The organism is Aeromonas sp. DNP9, assembly GCF_001728955.1.
In the GTDB taxonomy this organism is placed as follows: Bacteria; Pseudomonadota; Gammaproteobacteria; order Enterobacterales; family Aeromonadaceae; genus Aeromonas; species Aeromonas veronii.
In genome coordinates this window covers 193,037-212,102 of the sequence record NZ_LYSQ01000003.1, presented here as the reverse complement: position 1 = coordinate 212,102, position 19,066 = coordinate 193,037, and the positions used below count along the sequence as shown (strand labels likewise).

Sequence of the window (19,066 nt, the reverse complement as noted above, 5' to 3'; positions counted from 1 at the left end):
AACCCGCCTTTAACTTTAATAACAAAAAAATACCCTATTTTATAAAGTTTGATGGCGATCGCTAAACTCTACCACCTAAGTGATAGGATGACCGTCAGATAGAACCCTACCAACCTCTGAACCCAGGAGAATACAATGACAATCGTGGCAGAACCCACCCTGGCCCAACAATTAGGACTGGACCAGTACGGCATCAAAAACAGCCAAGAAATCGTTCGCAACCCCTCTTACGAGCAGCTTTTCGCGGAAGAGACACGCCCTGACCTGGAAGGGTTCGAGCGCGGTGTGGTGACCGAGCTGGGCGCCGTCAACGTAAACACCGGTATCTTCACCGGTCGCTCCCCGAAAGATAAATATATCGTCAAAGATGCCACTACCCAGGATACTGTGTGGTGGTCTGACCAGGGTAAAAACGATAACAAAGCCATTACCCCGGAAGTGTGGTCACATCTGAAAGGGCTGGTCACCAAACAGCTCTCCGGCAAGCGCCTGTTTGTAGTCGACGGTTTCTGCGGTGCCAACCCGGATACCCGCCTGGCCGTGCGCATCATCACCGAGGTGGCCTGGCAGGCACACTTCGTGAAAAACATGTTCATCCGTCCGAGCGATGAAGAGCTGAAAACCTTCAAGCCTGACTTCGTGGTGATGAACGGTGCCAAGTGTACCAACCCGAACTGGAAGGAGCAGGGTCTCAACTCCGAGAACTTTGTTGCCTTCAACATGACCGAGAAGATGCAGCTCATCGGTGGCACCTGGTACGGTGGCGAGATGAAGAAGGGCATGTTCTCCATGATGAACTACTTCCTGCCCCTGCGCGGCATTGCCTCCATGCACTGCTCCGCCAACGTGGGTCAGGACGGCGACGTCGCCATCTTCTTCGGCCTCTCCGGCACCGGCAAGACCACCCTCTCCACCGATCCCAAGCGTCAGCTGATCGGCGATGACGAGCACGGCTGGGATGACCACGGCGTGTTCAACTTCGAAGGGGGCTGCTATGCCAAGACCATCAAGCTCTCCGAAGAGGCCGAGCCGGACATTTACCACGCCATCCGTCGCGATGCGCTGCTGGAGAACGTGACCGTTGCCGCCGATGGCACCATCGACTTCGATGATGGCTCCAAGACCGAGAACACCCGTGTCTCCTACCCCATCTATCATATCGACAACATCGTCAAGCCGGTCTCCAAGGCAGGTCACGCCACCAAGGTGATCTTCCTGACTGCCGACGCCTTCGGCGTGCTGCCTCCGGTCTCCAAGCTGACCAAGGAGCAGACCAAGTACCACTTCCTGTCTGGCTTCACCGCCAAACTGGCCGGTACCGAGCGCGGCATCACAGAGCCGACTCCGACCTTCTCCTCCTGCTTCGGCGCAGCCTTCCTCTCCCTGCACCCGACCAAGTACGGTCAGGAGCTGGTGAAACGGATGGAAGCGGCAGGTGCAGAGGCCTATCTGGTCAACACCGGCTGGAACGGCACCGGCAAGCGCATCTCCATCAAGGATACCCGCGCCATCATCGACGCCATCCTGGATGGCTCCATCGAGAAGGCCGAGACCAAGGTGCTGCCGATCTTCAATCTGGAGATCCCGACCGCGCTGCACGATGTGAACCCGGCGATCCTCGACCCGCGCGACACTTACGCCGACAAGGCCGAGTGGGATGCCAAGGCCGTCGATCTGGCAGGGCGCTTCATCAAGAACTTCGAGCGCTTCACCGATAACGACGAAGGCAAACGTCTGGTTGCGGCAGGCCCGCAGCTGTAACAGGCTCGCTTCGTATCAGTGACATCATGCCGGTCAGCCCCGCTGACCGGCATTTCTGTTTTTGTGGAGCCCCGAACGCCGCCATCGCCCCCGTTAAAGGGGCCAAAACCTTGCCTTTGCCCATTGTGACAGGTTAGATTCAGCCAAACTTTATACAATATACAATTCTGTAACGCCCAATCGTGACCCGACCATGACCCCACCCTACAAGACCCGAACCCAGATGGTGATGGAAAACCTCCGTGGCCGGATCCTCCGTGGGGAGTTCCCCGCTGGCGCCCCCTTGCGTCAGGATGCCATTGCCAAAGAGCTGGCCGTGAGCCGCATTCCGGTACGCGAAGCCCTGATGCAGCTGGAAGCGCAAGGGCTGGTGAAGTTCGAAGCCCATCGCGGCGCTGTGGTCACCATGCTGGACGCCTCGGCCATTGAAGAGCTCTTTTATTTGCGAGCGCTGCTGGAAGCCGATACCCTGTTTCACGCCGTCGACAAGATGACGGAAGCCACCTTCGCACAAGCGGAGGCGATCCTCGCCCAGTTTGATCACGCCCTGGAGTCAGGCACCCAGATCGAACATTGGGCCGAGTTGAACCACAGCTTTCACGCCACCCTCTATCAGGCAGCCGGTCGCCCCCAGGCACTTGAACTGATCGCCCAGATCAATCTGAGCTGTGACCGCTATGTCCGCTTCGAGCTGCTCTTTGCCAGCGACGGGGTGGACAAGGCGGAGCGTGAACACGCCCAATTGCTGGAACTGTGCCGCGCCCGGCGCAAGCACGAGGCGGTGGTGCTGCTCAGGCAGCATATCGAAGCGGCGGGTCAGTCGATCAAGCGGATCCTGGCCAGCGGCCATAAAAACTGAACACTCATATAGCAACCATCTGGCACTAACGACATGAATAATTTCGAGATAATTGAAACCCGCGTCGCCCAAGTCAGGGCCGAGCTGGCCATGCAGGAGTTGGACGCCTTTATCGTCCCCCACGATGATGAGCACCTCGGCGAGTACATCCCCGCCTATGCCGAGCGGCTTGACTGGATCACCGGTTTCAACGGCTCTGCCGGCGTCGCCATCATCATGGCCCAGCGGGCAGCCCTCTTTGTCGATGGTCGCTATACGGTGCAGGCGCGGATGCAAACTCCCGCCGAACTGTTCGAATTCCTCCACCTCATTGAAAATCCCCATGTGCAGTGGCTGGCCGAGCAGCTGCCGTCAGGCTCCCGGGTTGGCTTCGATGCCCGCCTGCACAGCCTGACCTGGTACAAGAACGCCAAGGCCGTGCTGGCCGATCGCGGTATCGAGCTGATCCGCGTCGAGCAGAACCCCATCGACCTGAACTGGAGCGATCGCCCGGAGCCGACCAAGAGCCCGGTCATCCTCTACAGCGAGGAGTTGGCGGGCCAGTCCAGCCAGTCCAAACGTGAACAGCTGGCGGCCGACCTGCGCAAGCGCGGGCTGGATGCCGTGCTGCTGACCCAGGCCGAGCCCATCAACTGGCTGCTCAACCTGCGTGGCCGCGATATCGACCGGCTGCCGGTGGTGCTGGGCTTTGCCGTGCTCTACGCCAACACCAGCATGGATTTCTTCGTCGATACCGACAAAATTGACTGCTTTGCTTTCACCCAACACGTTGGCCAGGATGTCTCCGTCTACCCCATCGACAAGCTGGGCGACGTGCTGCAGCGCATCGGTGAAGATCAGCAGAAGGTGCTGGCCGATCCGGACAGCGCCAACGCCTGGACCCAGCTCGTCATGGAAGAGGCGGGCGCCATTCTGGTGGCTGGCCAAGACCCCACCATGCTGCCGAAAGCGTGCAAGAACGAGATCGAACTGACCGGTATGCGTGCCGCTCACCTGCGTGATGGCGTGGCCATGACCCGCTTCCTCGCCTGGCTGGATCGGCTGGTCGCCTCCGGCGAGTTCGAAGGGGTGGATGAAGGCACCCTGGCCGATCAGGTGGAAGCGTTCCGCCGCGAGCAGGAGCACTACGTCGAGCCGAGCTTCGATACCATCTCGGCGCTCGGCCCCAACGCCGCCATGTGCCACTACCACCACACCAATGGCACCCCCCGTGCGTTTGGTCAGGACAGCCTCTATCTGCTGGACTCCGGCGCCCAGTATATGGATGGCACCACCGACATCACCCGCACCATCAAGGTGGGTGAGGTGAGCGACGAGCAGAAAGCGATGTTTACCCGGGTACTGCAGGGCCATATCGCGCTGGATCAGGCCCGCTTCCCCCGCGGCACCGCCGGAATCCAGCTCGACGTGCTGGCCCGCATGCCGCTGTGGCAAGCCGGTTACAACTACGACCACGGCACCGGCCACGGCGTCGGCCACTTCCTGAGTGTCCACGAAGGGCCCCAGCGCATCGCGCCGAAAGGGAGCATGGTCGCCCTGCAACCGGGCATGGTGCTCTCCAACGAGCCGGGCTACTACCGTGAAGATGGCTTCGGCATCCGCTGCGAGAACCTGGTGGTGGTGACCGAGCTGGAACAGGTTGGCGAGCTGCCGATGCTGGGCTTCGAGCGTCTGACCTACGTGCCGTTCGATACCCGCCTGATCGACCGCAGCCTGCTGAGCCCGGCCGAATTCCGCTGGATCAACGAATACCACGCCGAGGTGTTCCGCCGCCTGAGCCCGCTGCTCGAGGGCGAAGATCTCGCCTGGCTGGAGCAGGCAACCAGCCTCATCTGATAACACAGGGCCTGCGGGCCCTGTTTTTTATCCCCCCTTTTGACCTGTATCAACACCCAAAGCGAGCAGGTCAGGAGAATGGCGGCCATGAAAAGTCATCATGCCAGCCCAGCCCGGGGCTCACACGCCGCAGCCAGCAAAAAGGCGAGTGACCATCCCAGACTCATGCGCGAGCAGCAGACGGTCAGCGCCATGATCCGCCTCTACTGCCAGCACCATCATCAGGATCCCCATTGCCGCCACTGTCGCCAGTTGCGGGATTTCGCCCATCAGCGCCTTCGTCGCTGCCGTTATGGCCACGGCCACAAACCCACCTGCGCCAACTGCAATATCCACTGTTACGCACCGGCGATGCGCAAACAGATCCAGCAGGTGATGAAGTGGAGCGGCCCGCGCATGTTGCTGCGCCACCCCTGGCTCACCCTTCGCCACCTGCTCGACGGCTTGCGCAAGGCCCCCAAACTGCCCCAGAGCCGCCCCCTGCCGCCATAACCGCCAATCCCTTGCATCCGGCAGGGGATGACCACTACCCTATGACTCCTTTTTTGCCGTTGACCCCAAGGTCAGCGGCGTTGCCGATCCGTTTGCTGCCAATGGAGTCCTGATGCACCACAACCCGCCCCTGCTACGCACCGCTACCCACCATGACATGCACGCCATCTGGCAGATCGATGCCAAGGTGTTTGGCGAAGATGTCTATCCCGCCTTCTTCTTCCGTCAGGCGATGGATTTGTGGCCCGAGTTGTTGCTGGTGGCCGAATACGAGGGGCAGCTGGTGGGGTATGTGCTGGGGGGATTCGGTCAGGAGCGGTCGCAAGGCTGGGTGCTCTCGCTGGCGGTGCTGCCCGAGGCGCGCGGTTTTGGTCTGGCCGAGCGAATGATGCGCCAGATGGAGGCCAACCAGCAGGCACTGCAGATCAGCGAACTACGGCTCACGGTCGATCCGGCCAATCCGGCCCAGCGCCTCTACTACCGGCTCGGTTACACATTGCAGGCGGAAGTAGCCGACTATTTCGGCCCCGGAGAAGACCGTCTGCTGCTGGTTAAAACCCTCTCCGGTACAGCTGCGATTCAAGGACAAAACCGGTTACAGAACGCATAATTGGTTACATTTTGCCGATTTCATGTGTGACGTGGTTGGAGTAAAGTTCACTCATCAACCGGATTGTTCAAATTACGTGCAGCCCAGGAGGCCCACCATGTTGAAGCGTATGACCCTTATTGCCCTGCTGGCAGCGACTACCATCACCGGATGCGCCAACAGTGACGTTTACTCTGGCGATGTCTACACCAAAGACCGCGCCAAACAGGTGCAGACCGTCAGCTACGGCACCATCATCTCCACCCGCCCGGTGAAGATCCAGGCCGATGAGAACTCCCTGATGGGCACCATTGGCGGCGCCGTAGTCGGTGGCCTGCTGGGCAGCACAGTCGGTGGCGGCACCGGACGCGACATCGCAGCCGCAGGCGGCGCCATCGCCGGTGCAGCGGCAGGCAACGCCATCGGCAACAAGATGAATCAGGTCGACGGCGTCGAGCTGGAGATCAAGAAAGAGAACGGCGAAGCCATCGTGGTGGTGCAGAAAGCCAGCCCCACCTTCACCCCGGGTGCGCGTGTGCGCATGACCCAGGGCAATGGCAGCATCAACGTGGCCGTCGTGAATTAAGCGTGTGAACTCAGGCTTTGCAGCTCTCGAGTAACAAAAAACCGCCGGTTTCGGCGGTTTTTTGTTGTCTGACGTTCGGGATTACATGCTGTAAGCCTTCTCGCCGTGGGAGGTGACATCCAGCCCTTCCCGCTCGGCATCGCCGTTCACCCGCAGGCCCACCAGCATGTCGACCGCCTTGAAGGCAATCGCCGCCACGGCACCGGACCAGAGCAGGGTGACACCGACCCCGATAGCCTGGATCTTCACCTGAGTCAGGATGGAGTAACCCTCGGCCACCTGATTGGTGACATAGTCCCACACCCCGGTGCCGCCCAGATCCGGGCTGGCAAAGACGCCGGTCAGCAGGGCGCCGAGAATGCCGCACACCCCGTGCAGACCGAAGACATCCAGGCTGTCATCGGCCCCCAGCAGACGCTTGAGACCGTGGACACCCCACAGACCCGCCACACCACTGATAAGGCCCATCACCAGACCACCGCCCACACCGACGAAACCGGCTGCCGGGGTGATCACCACCAGACCGGACACCGCACCAGAGGCGGCCCCCAGCAGGGAAGGACGTCCCTTCATCACCCACTCGGCCAGCGTCCATGAGAGAGCTGCCGCAGCCGGCGCCACCCAGGTGTTGATAAAGGCGAGTGCGGCGATACCGTTGGCTTCCAGCGCGGAGCCCGCGTTGAAACCGAACCAGCCGAACCAGAGCAGGGAGGCGCCGATCATGGTCATGGTCAGGCTGTGCGGGGTCATGGGATCACGACCGTAGCCCAGACGCTTGCCCACCAGATAAGCCCCCACCAGACCCGCCACGGCGGCGTTGATGTGCACTACGGTGCCGCCTGCAAAGTCCAGCGCACCATGCTGGAACAGATAACCGGCAGTGGCGGTCGCCGTGGCCGCAGCCTCTGCGCTGGTATAGGCATCCGGACCCGCCCAGTACCACACCATATGAGCCAGCGGGATATAAGCAAAGGTGAACCAGATCACCGAGAAGAGCAGCACGGCAGCGAACTTGATGCGCTCGGCAAACGCCCCCACGATAAGGCCGCAGGTGATGGCGGCAAAGGCCCCCTGGAACACCACATAGATCAGCTCGCTGATCCCGACCCCCTTGCTGAAGGTGGCGGCGATGGAGTCAGGGGTTACATCCTTGAGCAACACCTTGCTGAAGGAGCCGTAGAAATTGCCCCCTTCGGTAAAGGCCAGCGAATAGCCGTAGATCACCCAGAGCACGCAGATAAGGCAGAACAGGGTAAAGACCTGCATCAGCACGCTCAGCATGTTTTTGGCCCGCACCAGACCACCGTAGAAGAGGGCCAGACCGGGGATCGACATCAGGATCACCAGCACCGCCGAGAGCAGCATCCAGGTGTTGTCACCCTTGTTGATTGTCATGGCGGCAACCGGTGCCACCGCCGCCTGTACCTGAGCGACCTCTTCGGCCCAACTTGGGGTAACCAGCAAGGCAGGCAACATCGTCAGACCCGCCATCATCCATTTTTTGACCATAGAGCACTCTCCTTCCCTGTCGTACCGGTACAAGACCGGCTCCGTTTCCCTGATTGAATCTGTGGCGAACCGCAAGGTGTTGCTGCAACCCGCCAGAATCACACCCGCGCCCTGCACGGGGATGCCTCTTGCCACTTCCTCATCACTGCATCTGCCGCCGATGACCGCAAGAGACCGTCTGACATGTAAAAAGCATAAAGCGGGCCACAAATTTAAATCCTTTTAAATCATTGCATTAGTAAGATCATGCATTATCAATGCACCAATTTGGCGCATGAGCTGCGCTAACCTGCCCAGGGTCGCCCTGTCGCAGGGCAGGCGATAACGTCCGCACCACAAGTGCGCAAACCCTGAGCCAGCCCACAAGCTGACGTCATCGATATCGCGCGCTGCAGGCCCGCTCGTTTACACTGACAGACCAGCCGTTTCCTGTTATCCGACCACGGCATGCCATTACGCAGTCTCTTGTTTGCAACCTGATGGCAGGCCCAATCCGAGGAACACCATGCAGTTCGATCGTCTCGACATCAGCCTCTCCCACTACCGTCATCTCGACCGGGAGCATCGCGCCCACATCGCGCTGCTGGGGATAGTGATGCTGGCCATCATGGCCCTTCATCTGTTGCTGTTGCCCCACTTCCCCTACGAGCGTTTTTACGCCGTCAGCTTTGGCTTCGAGGTGATCAACTGGCTCACCATGCTGTTCCTGTTCTGGGTGGTGCAGTGCGCCCACCTGCCCACCCACACCTACCGCATGCTCTCCTGCGGTCTGATGTTGTGGATCATGGGGGCCACCGCCGACATCATGGATGAACTGGTGGCGCAGCCACTCTGGCTCGCCATCTATGCCGAGGATCTGCTGCGCTCCAGCGGCATCCTGCTCAGCAGCATCGGCATCCTGAGCACCATGCACCACCTCTTCCACATCAATACCCAGCTCAGACAACAGGCACTGTTCGACGATCTGACCCAGCTGCCAAACCGGCGCTACTTTCATCAGCAGCTGTTTCTGGAGCAGGGGATTTGCCACGCCCTCATCCTGCTGGATCTGGATCACTTCAAGGTGATCAATGACAACTACGGCCACGATATCGGGGATCGGGTGTTGCAGCAGTTTGGCGAGCTGTTGCAACAGCACTGCCCGCCCGGTGCGCTGGCGGCCCGTGTCGGGGGTGAAGAGTTTGCCCTGCTGCTGCCCGTCGCCCACGAAGCCGAGCTGCAGCAACTGGCCAACGCCCTGCTCACTGCGACCCGCGCCATCGCCCCCGACCCGGCCCATACCATGACGGTCAGTCTGGGAGTGGGAGTCCGCGAGCCCAAGGAACCGGCAGTCTCGCTGTTCAAACGGGTGGATCAGGCGCTTTATGGCGCCAAGGAGGCGGGCAGAAACTGCGCGGTATGGGCGATGCCGACTAACAAGGAGGCATGAAGATCTGCAGGTTAATTGCCGATCACGGCGGAAGATTGCTGCTGAGACAGGGGCCCAATGGCCCCTGTTTTATGGGGAAAATCCCCTCGCCTAAAAGCGGAAGGTAAGACCGATATTGGCCTGCCATTGGGTTACCAGCTCCCCGCGCACCTTGAACACGCACTGCTCCGGGTTGCAGAGAAACTGGTTGTTGTCGTTGACCAGCGAGCCATAACCGCGCACCTCGGCCCGCAGCGCCAGATGCTCGGCGAGGTGCGGTTGCACCCCAAGCGCCAGCGACATGGAAGGGGTCACCTCGCTGTCGTAGGCGGCAAAGCGGGTCACCCCGATCCCGGCGCCGATATAGGGCGCCATCAGGTTGTCAGAGAGAGTAAGCGCACCGGCAAAGTGCAGGATGTCCACCGTCAGGCGGTCAGGCTGGTCGGGAGAGAGGGTGGTGGACTGATGGCTGTAAAGCAGTTCAATCATGCCGGGATCATCCACCTCCTTGCTGATAAAGAAGCCCCAGCTGCCGGAGCCCTGCCCCTGCAGTGAATCGAGCGAGGCCGAGACCGGCACCGGCTGCACCACCTCGTCACTCTTCTCGAAGTCGATGGACGAGCTGTAACCGAAAAACGGCGTCACCTGCCAACCGGATGTGGTCGCGGCCTCGGCACTCCAGACCGGCCCCAGTGGCAGCAACAACCCCATCATCGCTATCCCGGCTCTCTTCATCATCATCCCCTGCTCCCTGTGTGATTGTGCAGAAAGCATACCAGAGGCGTCCTAGGCCCATCCTAAACGGCGGCTGTACCGGACCACTTTCATCGCGGGATTCCCCCCTCGCCTGAACCCCTGCCACTCCGCCCCACTGGCACCGTTATGCGCCTCCGCCACCATTCATCGACGGTTAACCTCTGCCACGTATGCTGGCGCCAAATCGGGTCATCGGGGCCCGAGATCACCACTCAGAAGGACATCAGGGAATGGTTGCCGCGCAACTCAACGACCCCAAAACTACCCTAGCGGATACCCTGCGGGCCACCGCGCATGCCATCGACGAGAGCCACATCAGCCTGCGCCAGATGCTGGAGCTAGTGGGCGAGCAGGGGATGCTGCTATTTTGCGTGCTGCTCACCGTCCCCTTTCTGTTGCCGGTCTCCATTCCCGGCGTCAGCACCCCGTTTGGCCTGTTGATCCTCTTTATCGGGATCGGCATCACCCTCAATCGGGTGCCCTGGCTGCCCGCCATGCTGATGGAGCGCCGCTTCGCCGCCGACCAGCTCAAGCCGACCCTGCACAAGGGGGCGGATCTGCTGGCCCGGGTCGATCGCGTTATACGCCCGCGCCTGCTGGTGCTGACCGGCAGCAACACGGTCAACCGCTGCAACGGCCTGCTGATCATGCTGGCCGCCCTGCTGCTGATGCTGCCCCTGGGCGCCATCCCCTTCACCAACGCCATGCCTGCCTGGGCCATCCTGCTGCTTGCCACCGGCATGTTGCAGCGGGATGGTCTGTTTGTCGCCGGTGGCTATCTGCTGGTGAGCGCGACCCTGATCTGGTTCGGCGTACTGGCAGCCGGCCTGCTGATGGCGGGCCAGAGCGCCACCAGTTTGCTCGGGTAAATGCGAGACAAAGAAAAAGGGCGACCTGATGGTCGCCCTTTTTGACTTGTGCGGGATCCGCCGTTACAGCAGATCGTAGATAAGGGCCGAGATGGCCAGCAGCCCGATCACCAGCACGAAGAGGGTACTCGCCCCGCGATAACGCTTGAGGGCGGGCAGACGATAAATGGAACAGGCCGGCAGCAGGAACAGGATCACCGCGATGAGCGGCCCGCTCACCTTCTCGATGATCTCCAGCACGTTGGGATTGAGGTAGGTAATGACCCCGGTCACCACGAACAGAATCACCGACGAGACCCGAGCGATGGTCGCTTCACGCAGGGAGAGTCCCAGCCCCTGACAGGCACCGCTCACCATGCTCACCGTCCCCTCGCTCACCCCCATGGAGGTGCCGAGGAAGGATTTGGACATGGCCAGAATGGCGATAAGCGGCCCCACATAGGCGATCAGCGGATTGGAGAACTTGTTCGCCAGCGCCGACAGCACCGAGATATTGTCGATGCGCGCCTGCGCCATCTCGGCCTGACTCAGGCTCATCACGCAGCTCACCACGAAGAAGAGCACGCTGCCGCAAATCAGCAGGCTGCTGCACTTGATGATCCGCTTGGCGCGCAGGTCGGCACTCTCCTGACAACGCTTCTTCTGCGCCGCACTGAAGGAGGAGATGATGGGCGCATGGCTGAACGAAAACACCATCACCGGCACGATCAGCCAGAGGGATTTCCAGAACGCCGGATCACGCCAGTCCACCGCCTGACTCTCGCTGAAGTAGGAGAGGCTCCACTGGGGCAGCAGATAGATGGAGAGGCCGATCAGAAAGGCGACCATCGGTAGCGCCAGCACGCTGATGGCCGATACCACGATCTGTTTGCCGGCCAGCAGCACCAGATGCAGGCCCAGCATCACCCCCAGCACCAGCAAGCCGCGCGGCAGCTCGGCATCCCCCAGCTGGTGAACCACGAAGCTCTGGATCGCGTTGGTGATGGAGATGCTGTAGACCAGAATGATGGGGTAGAAAGCCATCAGATAGACCAGCATCAGCAGTTTGCCCGCCTTGGCACCGAAGTGCTCCTCCACCACATGGGTGATATCCCCTTCCCGATGGGAGCTGGAGAGCACAAAGCGGCTCAATGCCCTGTGGGAATAATAAGAGAGCGGAAAAGCCAGCAATAAAATAAACAGCAAAATAACCGGGGAATTACTGCCAACCGTAATAGGGAGAAATAACGTACCGGCACCGACAGCAGTGGCATATAGGCCCATGGTCCATACCGAATCGCTTTTCTCCCATTTCAATTTTGAAACAGGGTTACTCTTTTCAGCAATAGAAACACTCATTGCAATATATACCTTATTAATCTGTCATCATTATTTTTATTGGCCCGAATAACAGGCTGGAGATATGTCGTTGCATATCGCCCTGCACATGAAAAAACAACGCCGCCAGCGGCCAACAGGGCCACCGGAGAGAAACGGAGCTGCCACGCTACCATCGTTGAAATCGCTATCCGGGTCAAGGTTAATAATTCATGACTGTTTGAATCAGAATGTTTCAAAAGACAACGGGATGTATCACATTCGTCACCCAAAACCAGATTCACGCCTGTTTGATAACATACCGATAAAACCTCATGCTGTTGCCCAACAACACAAATAAGACCAGCGATCAGGCCAATAATATTAACACCTTAAGCTGTGGAATATGAGTTAAATAATACGGCCAACTTTTCTACTAATTGACAGTGATGTCAGCCAATTTATTCAGGGTAAAAGCGCAGGCTATTTCCCACAGCGACCGGGGTGGCACTCTCAACCTACCGGGCAGTGCGCCACCCGGTTGCGCCCTGCCCGCTTGGCCCGATAGAGCCACTCGTCGGCCCGGGCCAGCGCCTGATTGATCTCCTCCTCCGGCTGCACCAGAGTTGTGCCCAGACTGACCGTGATGGCAACCGGATCGGCAGGCAGCGCTTCGACGGCGGCGCGGATCTGCTCCGCCATCTGCTGCAAACCGGCTTCATCGATCCGCGGCAGCAGGATCAGAAACTCCTCGCCACCGCTGCGCACAAAGAGGTCATCCGCCCGCAACAGGGCATCGATGCAGCCACTGAATCGCTGCAAGGCCCGATCTCCCTGCTGATGGCCGTAGTGATCGTTGATCTGCTTGAAGTGATCGATGTCGAGCATGATAAGACCGCAGGGGGTCTCCCCTGCCCGCAACGGCTGGCAGTGCTCGAAGAAGAACCGGCGGTTGTAGAGGCCGGTCAACTGGTCGGTTTCACTCTGGCGCAGCAGTCGCTGCTGCAACTCGTACTGGCGGGTGATATTGCGGGTCACCCAGGCCACCGCCCGCTTGCCGTCATAGAGGGAGGGTAGCGGCGCAATCTTGCCCTCAAAACGCTGTATCCCTTGCGGCCCGGCGGCGGCATTGATCCCCCCCACCTCGGCGGCGGAGAGTTCATACTCCACCACTCGCACCTGACCGCTCGCCAGCGATTCGGCTACCTGCGCCTTGACCCATATTGCCATCTCGGGTGGCAGCACATCGGCCAGCTGCTTGCCCGCAAGCGGATTGCCATCGTGATAGGATTGTTGCTCCATGCCGCCGATATATTCCACGTAATAGCCATCTTCACTGAGGATAAAGACGGGGTCTGGCAGTTGGGCCATCACTTCATAAAGCTGGGTTACCGAAAGCGCCACGAAGACTCCTGTACTTCAACGTCAAACAGGGGGGAGATATTCTGCCTCAAGAGGAATCACACGCCCTCATCGGCAGAACAGAAAAATCTGCGGCCACAGCCAACAATCCTTTACATCTAGCAGCCTGCCAGCCTCTCGGCCACCACGGGTGGCCAGCGCGTTGCTACTCCCGCCACTGCGCTCGCTCACAGTAGCGAAAGCCCCCTCCCCCGGTCGCGCATATCCCATTGTTTCAACTCACAAGTTCATTTACGCTGGCCGTCCTGAGTCCAGTTTTCACCTCATCAGCCATCAGGGAGCCAGCCACCCGCAACCGCAGGGGCTGTACCACGGAAAAGGAATCGCCAGATGAAAAACGCCATCGTTACCGCCCGCTTCGACGCCATCAGCACCGAAGGGGAACAGCTCACCCTCAAGATCGCCATCAAGGCCCCCGAGCCGGATCCCAAGTCCGCCAGCGGTGACTGGCGCTGCAAGGTGAAGCTGGCGGGGCTGAGCGACAAGACCTTTATCTACGGCATCGACAGCCTGCAGGCACTGAGCCTCGCCATCAAGTTTGTCGAAACCGAACTGCGCGCCTTCTCCGATGCGGGCTGGCAGTTCTATCTGCCCAATTGCCCCGATCACCCCATCGACATGAGCGCCTGTTACTTCCCGGCGCTCTAGCCCGGCCAACCCAAGGAGACCAGATGCACGGACCCAATCCCGCCAATCCCCACCCCATGAACGGCTTTCCCCAGGTGTGCTTTATCAAGAACACCATCAAGGGGCCCAATATCGAGGTGGGTGACTACACCTATTACGACGACCCGGAGGATTCGGCGGGCTTTGAGCGCAACGTCCTCTACCACTTCCCCTTCATCGGCGACAAGCTCATCATCGGCAAGTTCTGCGCCATCGCCCGCGGGGTGAAGTTCATCATGAACGGCGCCAACCACCAGACCTCCGGCTTCTCCACCTACCCCTTCTTTATCTTCGGCAACGGCTGGGAGAGCGCCGCCCCCGCCCCGGGCAGCCTCCCCTACAAGGGCGATACCGTCATCGGCAACGATGTCTGGATTGGCTATGACGCCCTGATCATGCCGGGAGTAAAAGTCGGCAACGGCGCCATTATCGCCGCCCGCTCCGTGGTCACCGGCGACGTGCCCGCCTATGCAGTGGTCGGCGGCAACCCTGCCAAAGTGATCCGCTACCGCTTCGACGACGACACCATCGCCCGTCTCAACGCCATCGCCTGGTGGGACTGGCCGGTGGAGCAGATCAGCCGCAACCTGCCGCTTATCAGCGGCGGCGAGATAGCCGCGCTGGAAGCGGCAATTCGTTAGAGACAACCACTACGACAACAACATGACCCGCAAGATAGTAGAAACAACAAAGGGCGCCTTGTCGGCGCCCTTTGGCTTGATGGATATCGCAGAAACCTGCGGGCTCGGGCTGGCTATCAACCGGTGTTGCGCATCCCTGCGGCGATACCGGCGATGGTGACCATCAGCGCCTTGTCCAGCTCGGGGTGCAGGGTCTCCGGGTGGTTGCGGGAGCGGTTGAGCAGCTCGGCCTGCAGCACGTTGAGCGGGTCTGTGTAGGGGTTGCGCAGCTTGATGGACTCCTTGATCCACGGCTGATCCTCCAGCAGATCCCCGCGCGGGCTCAGTTTCAGCACCACCTCGATGGATTCGGCGAGCTCCTGACGCAGCTGTTTGCCAAGGCCCCACAGCTCCTGCGGTACCAGACGGGTGTCGTAGTACTCGGCGAGCCAGACGTCCGCCTTGAGGAACACCATCTCCAGCATTTCGAGGCGAGTGCGGAAGAAGGGCCACTGGGCGCTCATCTCTTCCAGCACCGCCAGCTTGCCGCCGTCGATCGCCTGTTGCAGCGCCTTGTGGGCACCGAGCCAGGCCGGCAGCATCAGGCGGTTCTGGGTCCAGGCAAAGATCCACGGAATGGCGCGCAGGCTCTCGACGCCGCCGTTGGGTTTGCGCTTGGAGGGACGGGAGCCGAGCGGCAGCTTGCCGAGCTCCATCTCCGGGGTGGCGGCACGGAAGTAAGGGACGAAGTCCGGATGACCGCGCACGATACTGCGGTAGTGCTCGCAGGAGTCGGCGGCCAGCTGTTCCATCACCTCGCGCCAGCACTCTTTAGGCTTGGGCGGCGGCAGCAGGTTCCCTTCCAGCACGGCGCTGGTGTAGAGCTCCAGACTCTTGATCGCCACTTTCGGCAGACCAAACTTGAAGCGGATCATCTCTCCCTGTTCGGTGGTACGCAGACCGCCACGCAGGGATCCCGGCGGCTGGGAGAGGATGGCCTGATGGGCAGGAGCTCCACCACGACCGACGGTACCGCCACGGCCATGGAACAGGGTGAGGCGGATATTGTTGGCTTCGGCAAGTCCCACCAAGGATTCCATGGCGGCGTACTGGGCCCAGCCAGCAGCCATCATGCCGGCATCCTTGGCAGAATCGGAGTAGCCGATCATCACGTACTGACGACCCTGAATGTAGCCGCGATACCAGTCCACCGAGAGCAGACGCTCCATCACGGCGGTGCCTGCCATCAGGTCATCCTGGGTTTCAAACAGCGGGGCGACCGGCATGCGGAACTTGCAGCCCGCCTCTTTGAGCAGCAGTTGCACCGACAGCACATCGGACGGCGCACCGGCCATGGAGATGATGTAGATGCCGAACGCATCGGGGTCGTGCTCGGCGATGACCTGACAGGTATCCAGCGTCTCGCGCACCTCGGCGCTCGGTTCCCAGTCGTGGGGAATGAGCGGGCGACGGGAGTTGAGTTCGTTGAGCAGGAAGGCCTGCTTGTCATCTTCGCTCCACTCGGCGTAGTCACCCAGACCCAGATAGCGGGTCAGCTCGGAGAAGACCAGCCCGTGACGCTCGCCATCCTGACGGATATCCAGCTTGACCAGATGGATGCCGAAACAGGCGACCTTGCGCAGCACATCCAGCAGCATGCCATCGGCGATGTTGCCCATGCCGCAGGCGTGCAATGAGTGGTAGCAGAGCTCTAGCGGCTCGCGCAGCTGGGCGGTAGTCTTGACCAGATCCTGGCTCTCGCTCGCCTGACCCTGCACCTTGGCAGTGAGGTGCTCCTTGGTTTCGCGCAGCGCTTCACGCAGCTCGCGCACCAGCGCGCGGTAGGGCTCGGGGTGATCGCCAACGCGAGCGCGCACGGCGTCGGTACAGTCGGACATGGAGAGCTCGGAGGTGAGCTCCTTGATGTCTTTGTAGAAGAGGCTCACCGCCATCCAGCGGCCCAGCTCCAGCACTTCGGCAGTCACTTTCGCGGTGACGAAGGGGTTGCCGTCTCGGTCACCGCCCATCCAGGAGGTGAACTTGACCGGCGCGGCATCCAGCGGCAGCCGCACACCCAGATGGTGTTGCAGACGCTCGTCCAGATTGCGCATGAATTCGGGGATAGCAGGCCACAGGCTGTTCTCCACCACAGCGAAGCCCCACTTGGCCTCGTCGACCGGAGTCGGGCGCTGTTCGCGGATCTCGTTGGTGTGCCACGCCTGATTGATCAGCTGTTCGATGCGATTGAGGATCTTGTCCCGCTCGCGGGGCAGCAGGTCGGAGAGCTCCAGCGCCTCGAGGCAGTCGTTGAGCTGTACGTGCTTGTGGATCAGGGTGCGACGGGTCACCTCGGTTGGGTGAGCGGTCAGCACCAGATCGATATCCAGCTCGCGCACGGCCTGAATGATGGCCTCTTGCGACAGGTTGGAGGCTTTCAGTTTGTCGAACATCTGCTCCAGCGGGTCCGGGGTGCAGACCTGCTCTTCGCAGCGACGGGAGATGGTGTGGAACTGTTCCGCCACGTTGGCCAGATTGAGGAACTGGCTGAAGGCGCGGGCCACCGGCAGCAGTTCATCATCGCTCAGGGTGCGCAGGGTATCGAGCAGACGTTCCCGGTCTGATTCATTGCCCTTGCGGGAGGACTTGGCCAATTGGCGAATGGTTTCGATCTTGTCGAGAAAGGCCTGACCCTGATGATCCTTGATGGATTTACCCAGCAGCTGACCCAGCATACCTACGTTGGCGCGTAGTGCGGCGTACTTTTCGTTCATTCCACATCCTTATCTTGTTGGTGCCTGACACCCATCCGGGGTGCTAGACGACCTCACTTATTGTTGTGCGATTACAACATATGCTCCGTCATCTTAGGGTGACAATCTACCCAGATTGTCTGCGCAAGGTCAAATAACAGGCCGATTCAGAACATGTATTTCCATCACCACTCCACAACCGGCTTGTTATGTAACTTACTTACAGTTTTACGCCCCTTTCATCGCCGCCGCTACAGGCAAAAACGTCTGATCAGGTGCTGCAACACCGTGGTGGTCGGCTTGACGAACGAGAGGTCGAGATACTCGTCAGGCTGGTGCGCCTGGGTGATATGGCCAGGGCCCATCACTATGGTTTCGCAGCCAAGCTGCTGGATAAAGGGTGCCTCGGTGCAGTAGTTGACCGACTCGGCGGCGCGACCACTCGCCTTCTCAGCTTCGCGCACCAGCACAGAGTCATCGGCGCAGGCATAGGCAGGGATAGGCTCGTGCAGATGTTGCAGATGCAGGCAGCCCGGCTGGTGAATTTCGATGGGAGAGAGCGCCTCTTTGAGCATCCCCATCAGCTCGTCCGGCCCCACCTGCGGGGTGGGTCGCAGGTCGATATGCAGCTCGCAGCAGCCGCAGATCCGATTCGGGCTGTCACCGCCCTGAATGTAACCCAGGTTCAGGGTCGGCTGCGGCACGGCAAAGCGGTGGTCGGCGTAGCGATCTTTCAGATCCTGCTGCAAGCGCAGCACCTGCCCCATCGCCTTGTGCATGATCTCCATGGCGTTAACGCCGTTGGCGGGATCCGAGCTGTGACCGCTCTTGCCGGTAATGCGGATCGCCTCCGACATATGCCCCTTGTGGGCTACCACCGGCACCAGCCCGGTCGGCTCGCCAATCACGGCGTAGTCGGGTTTGAGCTCGGCCGCCGCGGCGATGGCGCGAGCCCCCGCCATGGTGGTCTCTTCATCGGCAGTGGCCAGAATGCGCAGCGGCTTGCTGAGCGTCTTGAGGTCAATATCTTTCAGCGCCTCGACGATAAAGGCGAAGAAGCCCTTCATATCGATGGTACCGAGGCCATAGAGGCGGTTGCCCTCTTCGGTCACCTTGAAGGGATCCTTGCTCCAGCCCCCCTCATCGAACGGTACCGTATCGGTATGACCCGCCAGCAGCAGACCGCCCTCCCCCTGACCGATCGTCGCCACCAGATTGAACTTGCCCGGCAAGTCGGGGAGCGCTGTCACCTCGCACTGAAAACCGAGCTGACCGAACCAGTCGGCCAGCAGCCGGATCACCGCCTCGTTGCTCTGATCCCACTTGGAATCCGTGCTGCTGATAGAGGGAATCGCAATAATATTCTTATAAAGTGAAAAAAAATCCAGATTGGCCATCAGCTCCTCCTTGCGTCCCCGGAATGTTTCTGTTAGAAAATACAAATGCAAAGTGAGTGCATGAATATTCTGTAATTTTACCTGAATATCTGGCTCATCAACAAAGGCTTCTAGTTGTAAGGGAAAGTTAATGTTCTGTCACCTGATCTATAACCGACGACACACACCCGCCTGAATTTCCCCTCCGCACTTGTGCAAAGGGGCGATCGAACACCCTTGTGCACTGCAGCGTCATGCTGTGAATCTCGAA

At 60.1% G+C, this 19,066-nt stretch carries 16 protein-coding genes; 10 read left to right on the top strand and 6 right to left on the bottom strand.

What is annotated here, in order from left to right:
• The first annotated feature begins 135 nt into the window (after positions 1-135).
• The 6 genes from pckA (at position 136) to A9G06_RS03165 (ending at position 6,123) form a co-directional block, all read left to right on the top strand.
• On the top strand, positions 136-1,761 hold the full coding sequence (gene pckA / locus A9G06_RS03190; RefSeq protein ID WP_005340139.1) for a phosphoenolpyruvate carboxykinase (ATP): 1,626 nt from the start codon (positions 136-138) through the stop codon (positions 1,759-1,761).
• A 193-nt stretch (positions 1,762-1,954) separates the two neighbouring features.
• A complete protein-coding gene (locus A9G06_RS03185) occupies positions 1,955-2,620 on the top strand; it encodes a GntR family transcriptional regulator (RefSeq protein WP_005340138.1) in 666 nt (221 codons plus the stop codon).
• 33 nt (positions 2,621-2,653) lie between these two features.
• Positions 2,654-4,456 (top strand): aminopeptidase P family protein, encoded by a 1,803-nt coding sequence (locus A9G06_RS03180; RefSeq protein WP_069554245.1) that lies wholly within the window; start codon positions 2,654-2,656, stop codon positions 4,454-4,456.
• A gap of 87 nt (positions 4,457-4,543) precedes the next feature.
• Positions 4,544-4,948, top strand: coding sequence for a nitrous oxide-stimulated promoter family protein (locus A9G06_RS03175; protein ID WP_005356534.1), 405 nt, complete (start codon positions 4,544-4,546; stop codon positions 4,946-4,948).
• Positions 4,949-5,060: 112 nt separating this feature from the next.
• The gene (locus A9G06_RS03170) at positions 5,061-5,558 is read left to right on the top strand and encodes an N-acetyltransferase (RefSeq protein ID WP_064339292.1); all 498 of its coding nucleotides are present in this window, start codon (positions 5,061-5,063) and stop codon (positions 5,556-5,558) included.
• Positions 5,559-5,655: 97 nt separating this feature from the next.
• On the top strand, positions 5,656-6,123 hold the full coding sequence (locus tag A9G06_RS03165; RefSeq protein ID WP_069554244.1) for a glycine zipper 2TM domain-containing protein: 468 nt from the start codon (positions 5,656-5,658) through the stop codon (positions 6,121-6,123).
• Between the two features lie 81 nt (positions 6,124-6,204).
• Here the strand turns inward: A9G06_RS03165 and amt are convergent, their stop codons facing one another.
• A complete protein-coding gene (gene amt / locus A9G06_RS03160; protein WP_069554243.1) occupies positions 6,205-7,632 on the bottom strand; it encodes an ammonium transporter in 1,428 nt (475 codons plus the stop codon).
• A gap of 505 nt (positions 7,633-8,137) precedes the next feature.
• On the opposite strand from amt, the gene A9G06_RS03155 reads away from it, so the two are divergent.
• Positions 8,138-9,061, top strand: coding sequence for a GGDEF domain-containing protein (locus A9G06_RS03155; protein ID WP_069554242.1), 924 nt, complete (start codon positions 8,138-8,140; stop codon positions 9,059-9,061).
• 90 nt (positions 9,062-9,151) lie between these two features.
• Here the strand turns inward: A9G06_RS03155 and A9G06_RS03150 are convergent, their stop codons facing one another.
• Positions 9,152-9,775, bottom strand: a complete 624-nt coding sequence (locus A9G06_RS03150; RefSeq protein WP_069554264.1) for an outer membrane beta-barrel protein — start codon at positions 9,773-9,775, stop codon at positions 9,152-9,154.
• A gap of 251 nt (positions 9,776-10,026) precedes the next feature.
• Between A9G06_RS03150 and A9G06_RS03145 the strand changes: the two genes are divergently transcribed.
• Positions 10,027-10,665: an exopolysaccharide biosynthesis protein gene (locus tag A9G06_RS03145; RefSeq protein ID WP_069554241.1), complete on the top strand. Its 639-nt coding sequence runs from the start codon at positions 10,027-10,029 to the stop codon at positions 10,663-10,665.
• A 63-nt stretch (positions 10,666-10,728) separates the two neighbouring features.
• Here A9G06_RS03145 and A9G06_RS03140 read toward each other — a convergent pair whose 3' ends face one another.
• A complete protein-coding gene (locus A9G06_RS03140; RefSeq protein WP_069554240.1) occupies positions 10,729-12,003 on the bottom strand; it encodes an amino acid permease in 1,275 nt (424 codons plus the stop codon).
• A 471-nt stretch (positions 12,004-12,474) separates the two neighbouring features.
• Positions 12,475-13,365, bottom strand: coding sequence for a sensor domain-containing diguanylate cyclase (locus A9G06_RS03135; RefSeq protein ID WP_069554239.1), 891 nt, complete (start codon positions 13,363-13,365; stop codon positions 12,475-12,477).
• Positions 13,366-13,713: 348 nt separating this feature from the next.
• Between A9G06_RS03135 and A9G06_RS03130 the strand changes: the two genes are divergently transcribed.
• Together A9G06_RS03130 and A9G06_RS03125 are read left to right on the top strand one after the other, a co-directional pair.
• Positions 13,714-14,031 (top strand): hypothetical protein, encoded by a 318-nt coding sequence (locus tag A9G06_RS03130; protein ID WP_005355042.1) that lies wholly within the window; start codon positions 13,714-13,716, stop codon positions 14,029-14,031.
• Positions 14,032-14,054: 23 nt separating this feature from the next.
• Positions 14,055-14,690: a Vat family streptogramin A O-acetyltransferase gene (locus tag A9G06_RS03125; RefSeq protein WP_069554238.1), complete on the top strand. Its 636-nt coding sequence runs from the start codon at positions 14,055-14,057 to the stop codon at positions 14,688-14,690.
• Positions 14,691-14,806: 116 nt separating this feature from the next.
• On the opposite strand, the gene ppc is transcribed toward A9G06_RS03125, so the two are convergent.
• Positions 14,807-17,440: a phosphoenolpyruvate carboxylase gene (gene ppc, locus A9G06_RS03120; RefSeq protein WP_069554237.1), complete on the bottom strand. Its 2,634-nt coding sequence runs from the start codon at positions 17,438-17,440 to the stop codon at positions 14,807-14,809.
• A 230-nt stretch (positions 17,441-17,670) separates the two neighbouring features.
• Positions 17,671-18,816, bottom strand: coding sequence for an acetylornithine deacetylase (gene argE / locus A9G06_RS03115; RefSeq protein ID WP_069554236.1), 1,146 nt, complete (start codon positions 18,814-18,816; stop codon positions 17,671-17,673).
• Positions 18,817-19,066: the final 250 nt, after the last annotated feature.

Coding starts and splice junctions, on each gene's coding strand:
- A9G06_RS03170 (WP_064339292.1), top strand. CDS start 5,061: ATGCACCACAACCCGCCCCTGCTACGCACCGCTACCCACCATGACATG.
- pckA (WP_005340139.1), top strand. CDS start 136: ATGACAATCGTGGCAGAACCCACCCTGGCCCAACAATTAGGACTGGAC.
- A9G06_RS03155 (WP_069554242.1), top strand. CDS start 8,138: ATGCAGTTCGATCGTCTCGACATCAGCCTCTCCCACTACCGTCATCTC.
- A9G06_RS03175 (WP_005356534.1), top strand. CDS start 4,544: ATGAAAAGTCATCATGCCAGCCCAGCCCGGGGCTCACACGCCGCAGCC.
- A9G06_RS03145 (WP_069554241.1), top strand. CDS start 10,027: ATGGTTGCCGCGCAACTCAACGACCCCAAAACTACCCTAGCGGATACC.
- A9G06_RS03140 (WP_069554240.1), bottom strand. CDS start 12,003: ATGAGTGTTTCTATTGCTGAAAAGAGTAACCCTGTTTCAAAATTGAAA.
- ppc (WP_069554237.1), bottom strand. CDS start 17,440: ATGAACGAAAAGTACGCCGCACTACGCGCCAACGTAGGTATGCTGGGT.
- A9G06_RS03165 (WP_069554244.1), top strand. CDS start 5,656: ATGTTGAAGCGTATGACCCTTATTGCCCTGCTGGCAGCGACTACCATC.
- amt (WP_069554243.1), bottom strand. CDS start 7,632: ATGGTCAAAAAATGGATGATGGCGGGTCTGACGATGTTGCCTGCCTTG.
- argE (WP_069554236.1), bottom strand. CDS start 18,816: ATGGCCAATCTGGATTTTTTTTCACTTTATAAGAATATTATTGCGATT.
- A9G06_RS03180 (WP_069554245.1), top strand. CDS start 2,654: ATGAATAATTTCGAGATAATTGAAACCCGCGTCGCCCAAGTCAGGGCC.
- A9G06_RS03130 (WP_005355042.1), top strand. CDS start 13,714: ATGAAAAACGCCATCGTTACCGCCCGCTTCGACGCCATCAGCACCGAA.
- A9G06_RS03185 (WP_005340138.1), top strand. CDS start 1,955: ATGACCCCACCCTACAAGACCCGAACCCAGATGGTGATGGAAAACCTC.
- A9G06_RS03125 (WP_069554238.1), top strand. CDS start 14,055: ATGCACGGACCCAATCCCGCCAATCCCCACCCCATGAACGGCTTTCCC.
- A9G06_RS03150 (WP_069554264.1), bottom strand. CDS start 9,775: ATGAAGAGAGCCGGGATAGCGATGATGGGGTTGTTGCTGCCACTGGGG.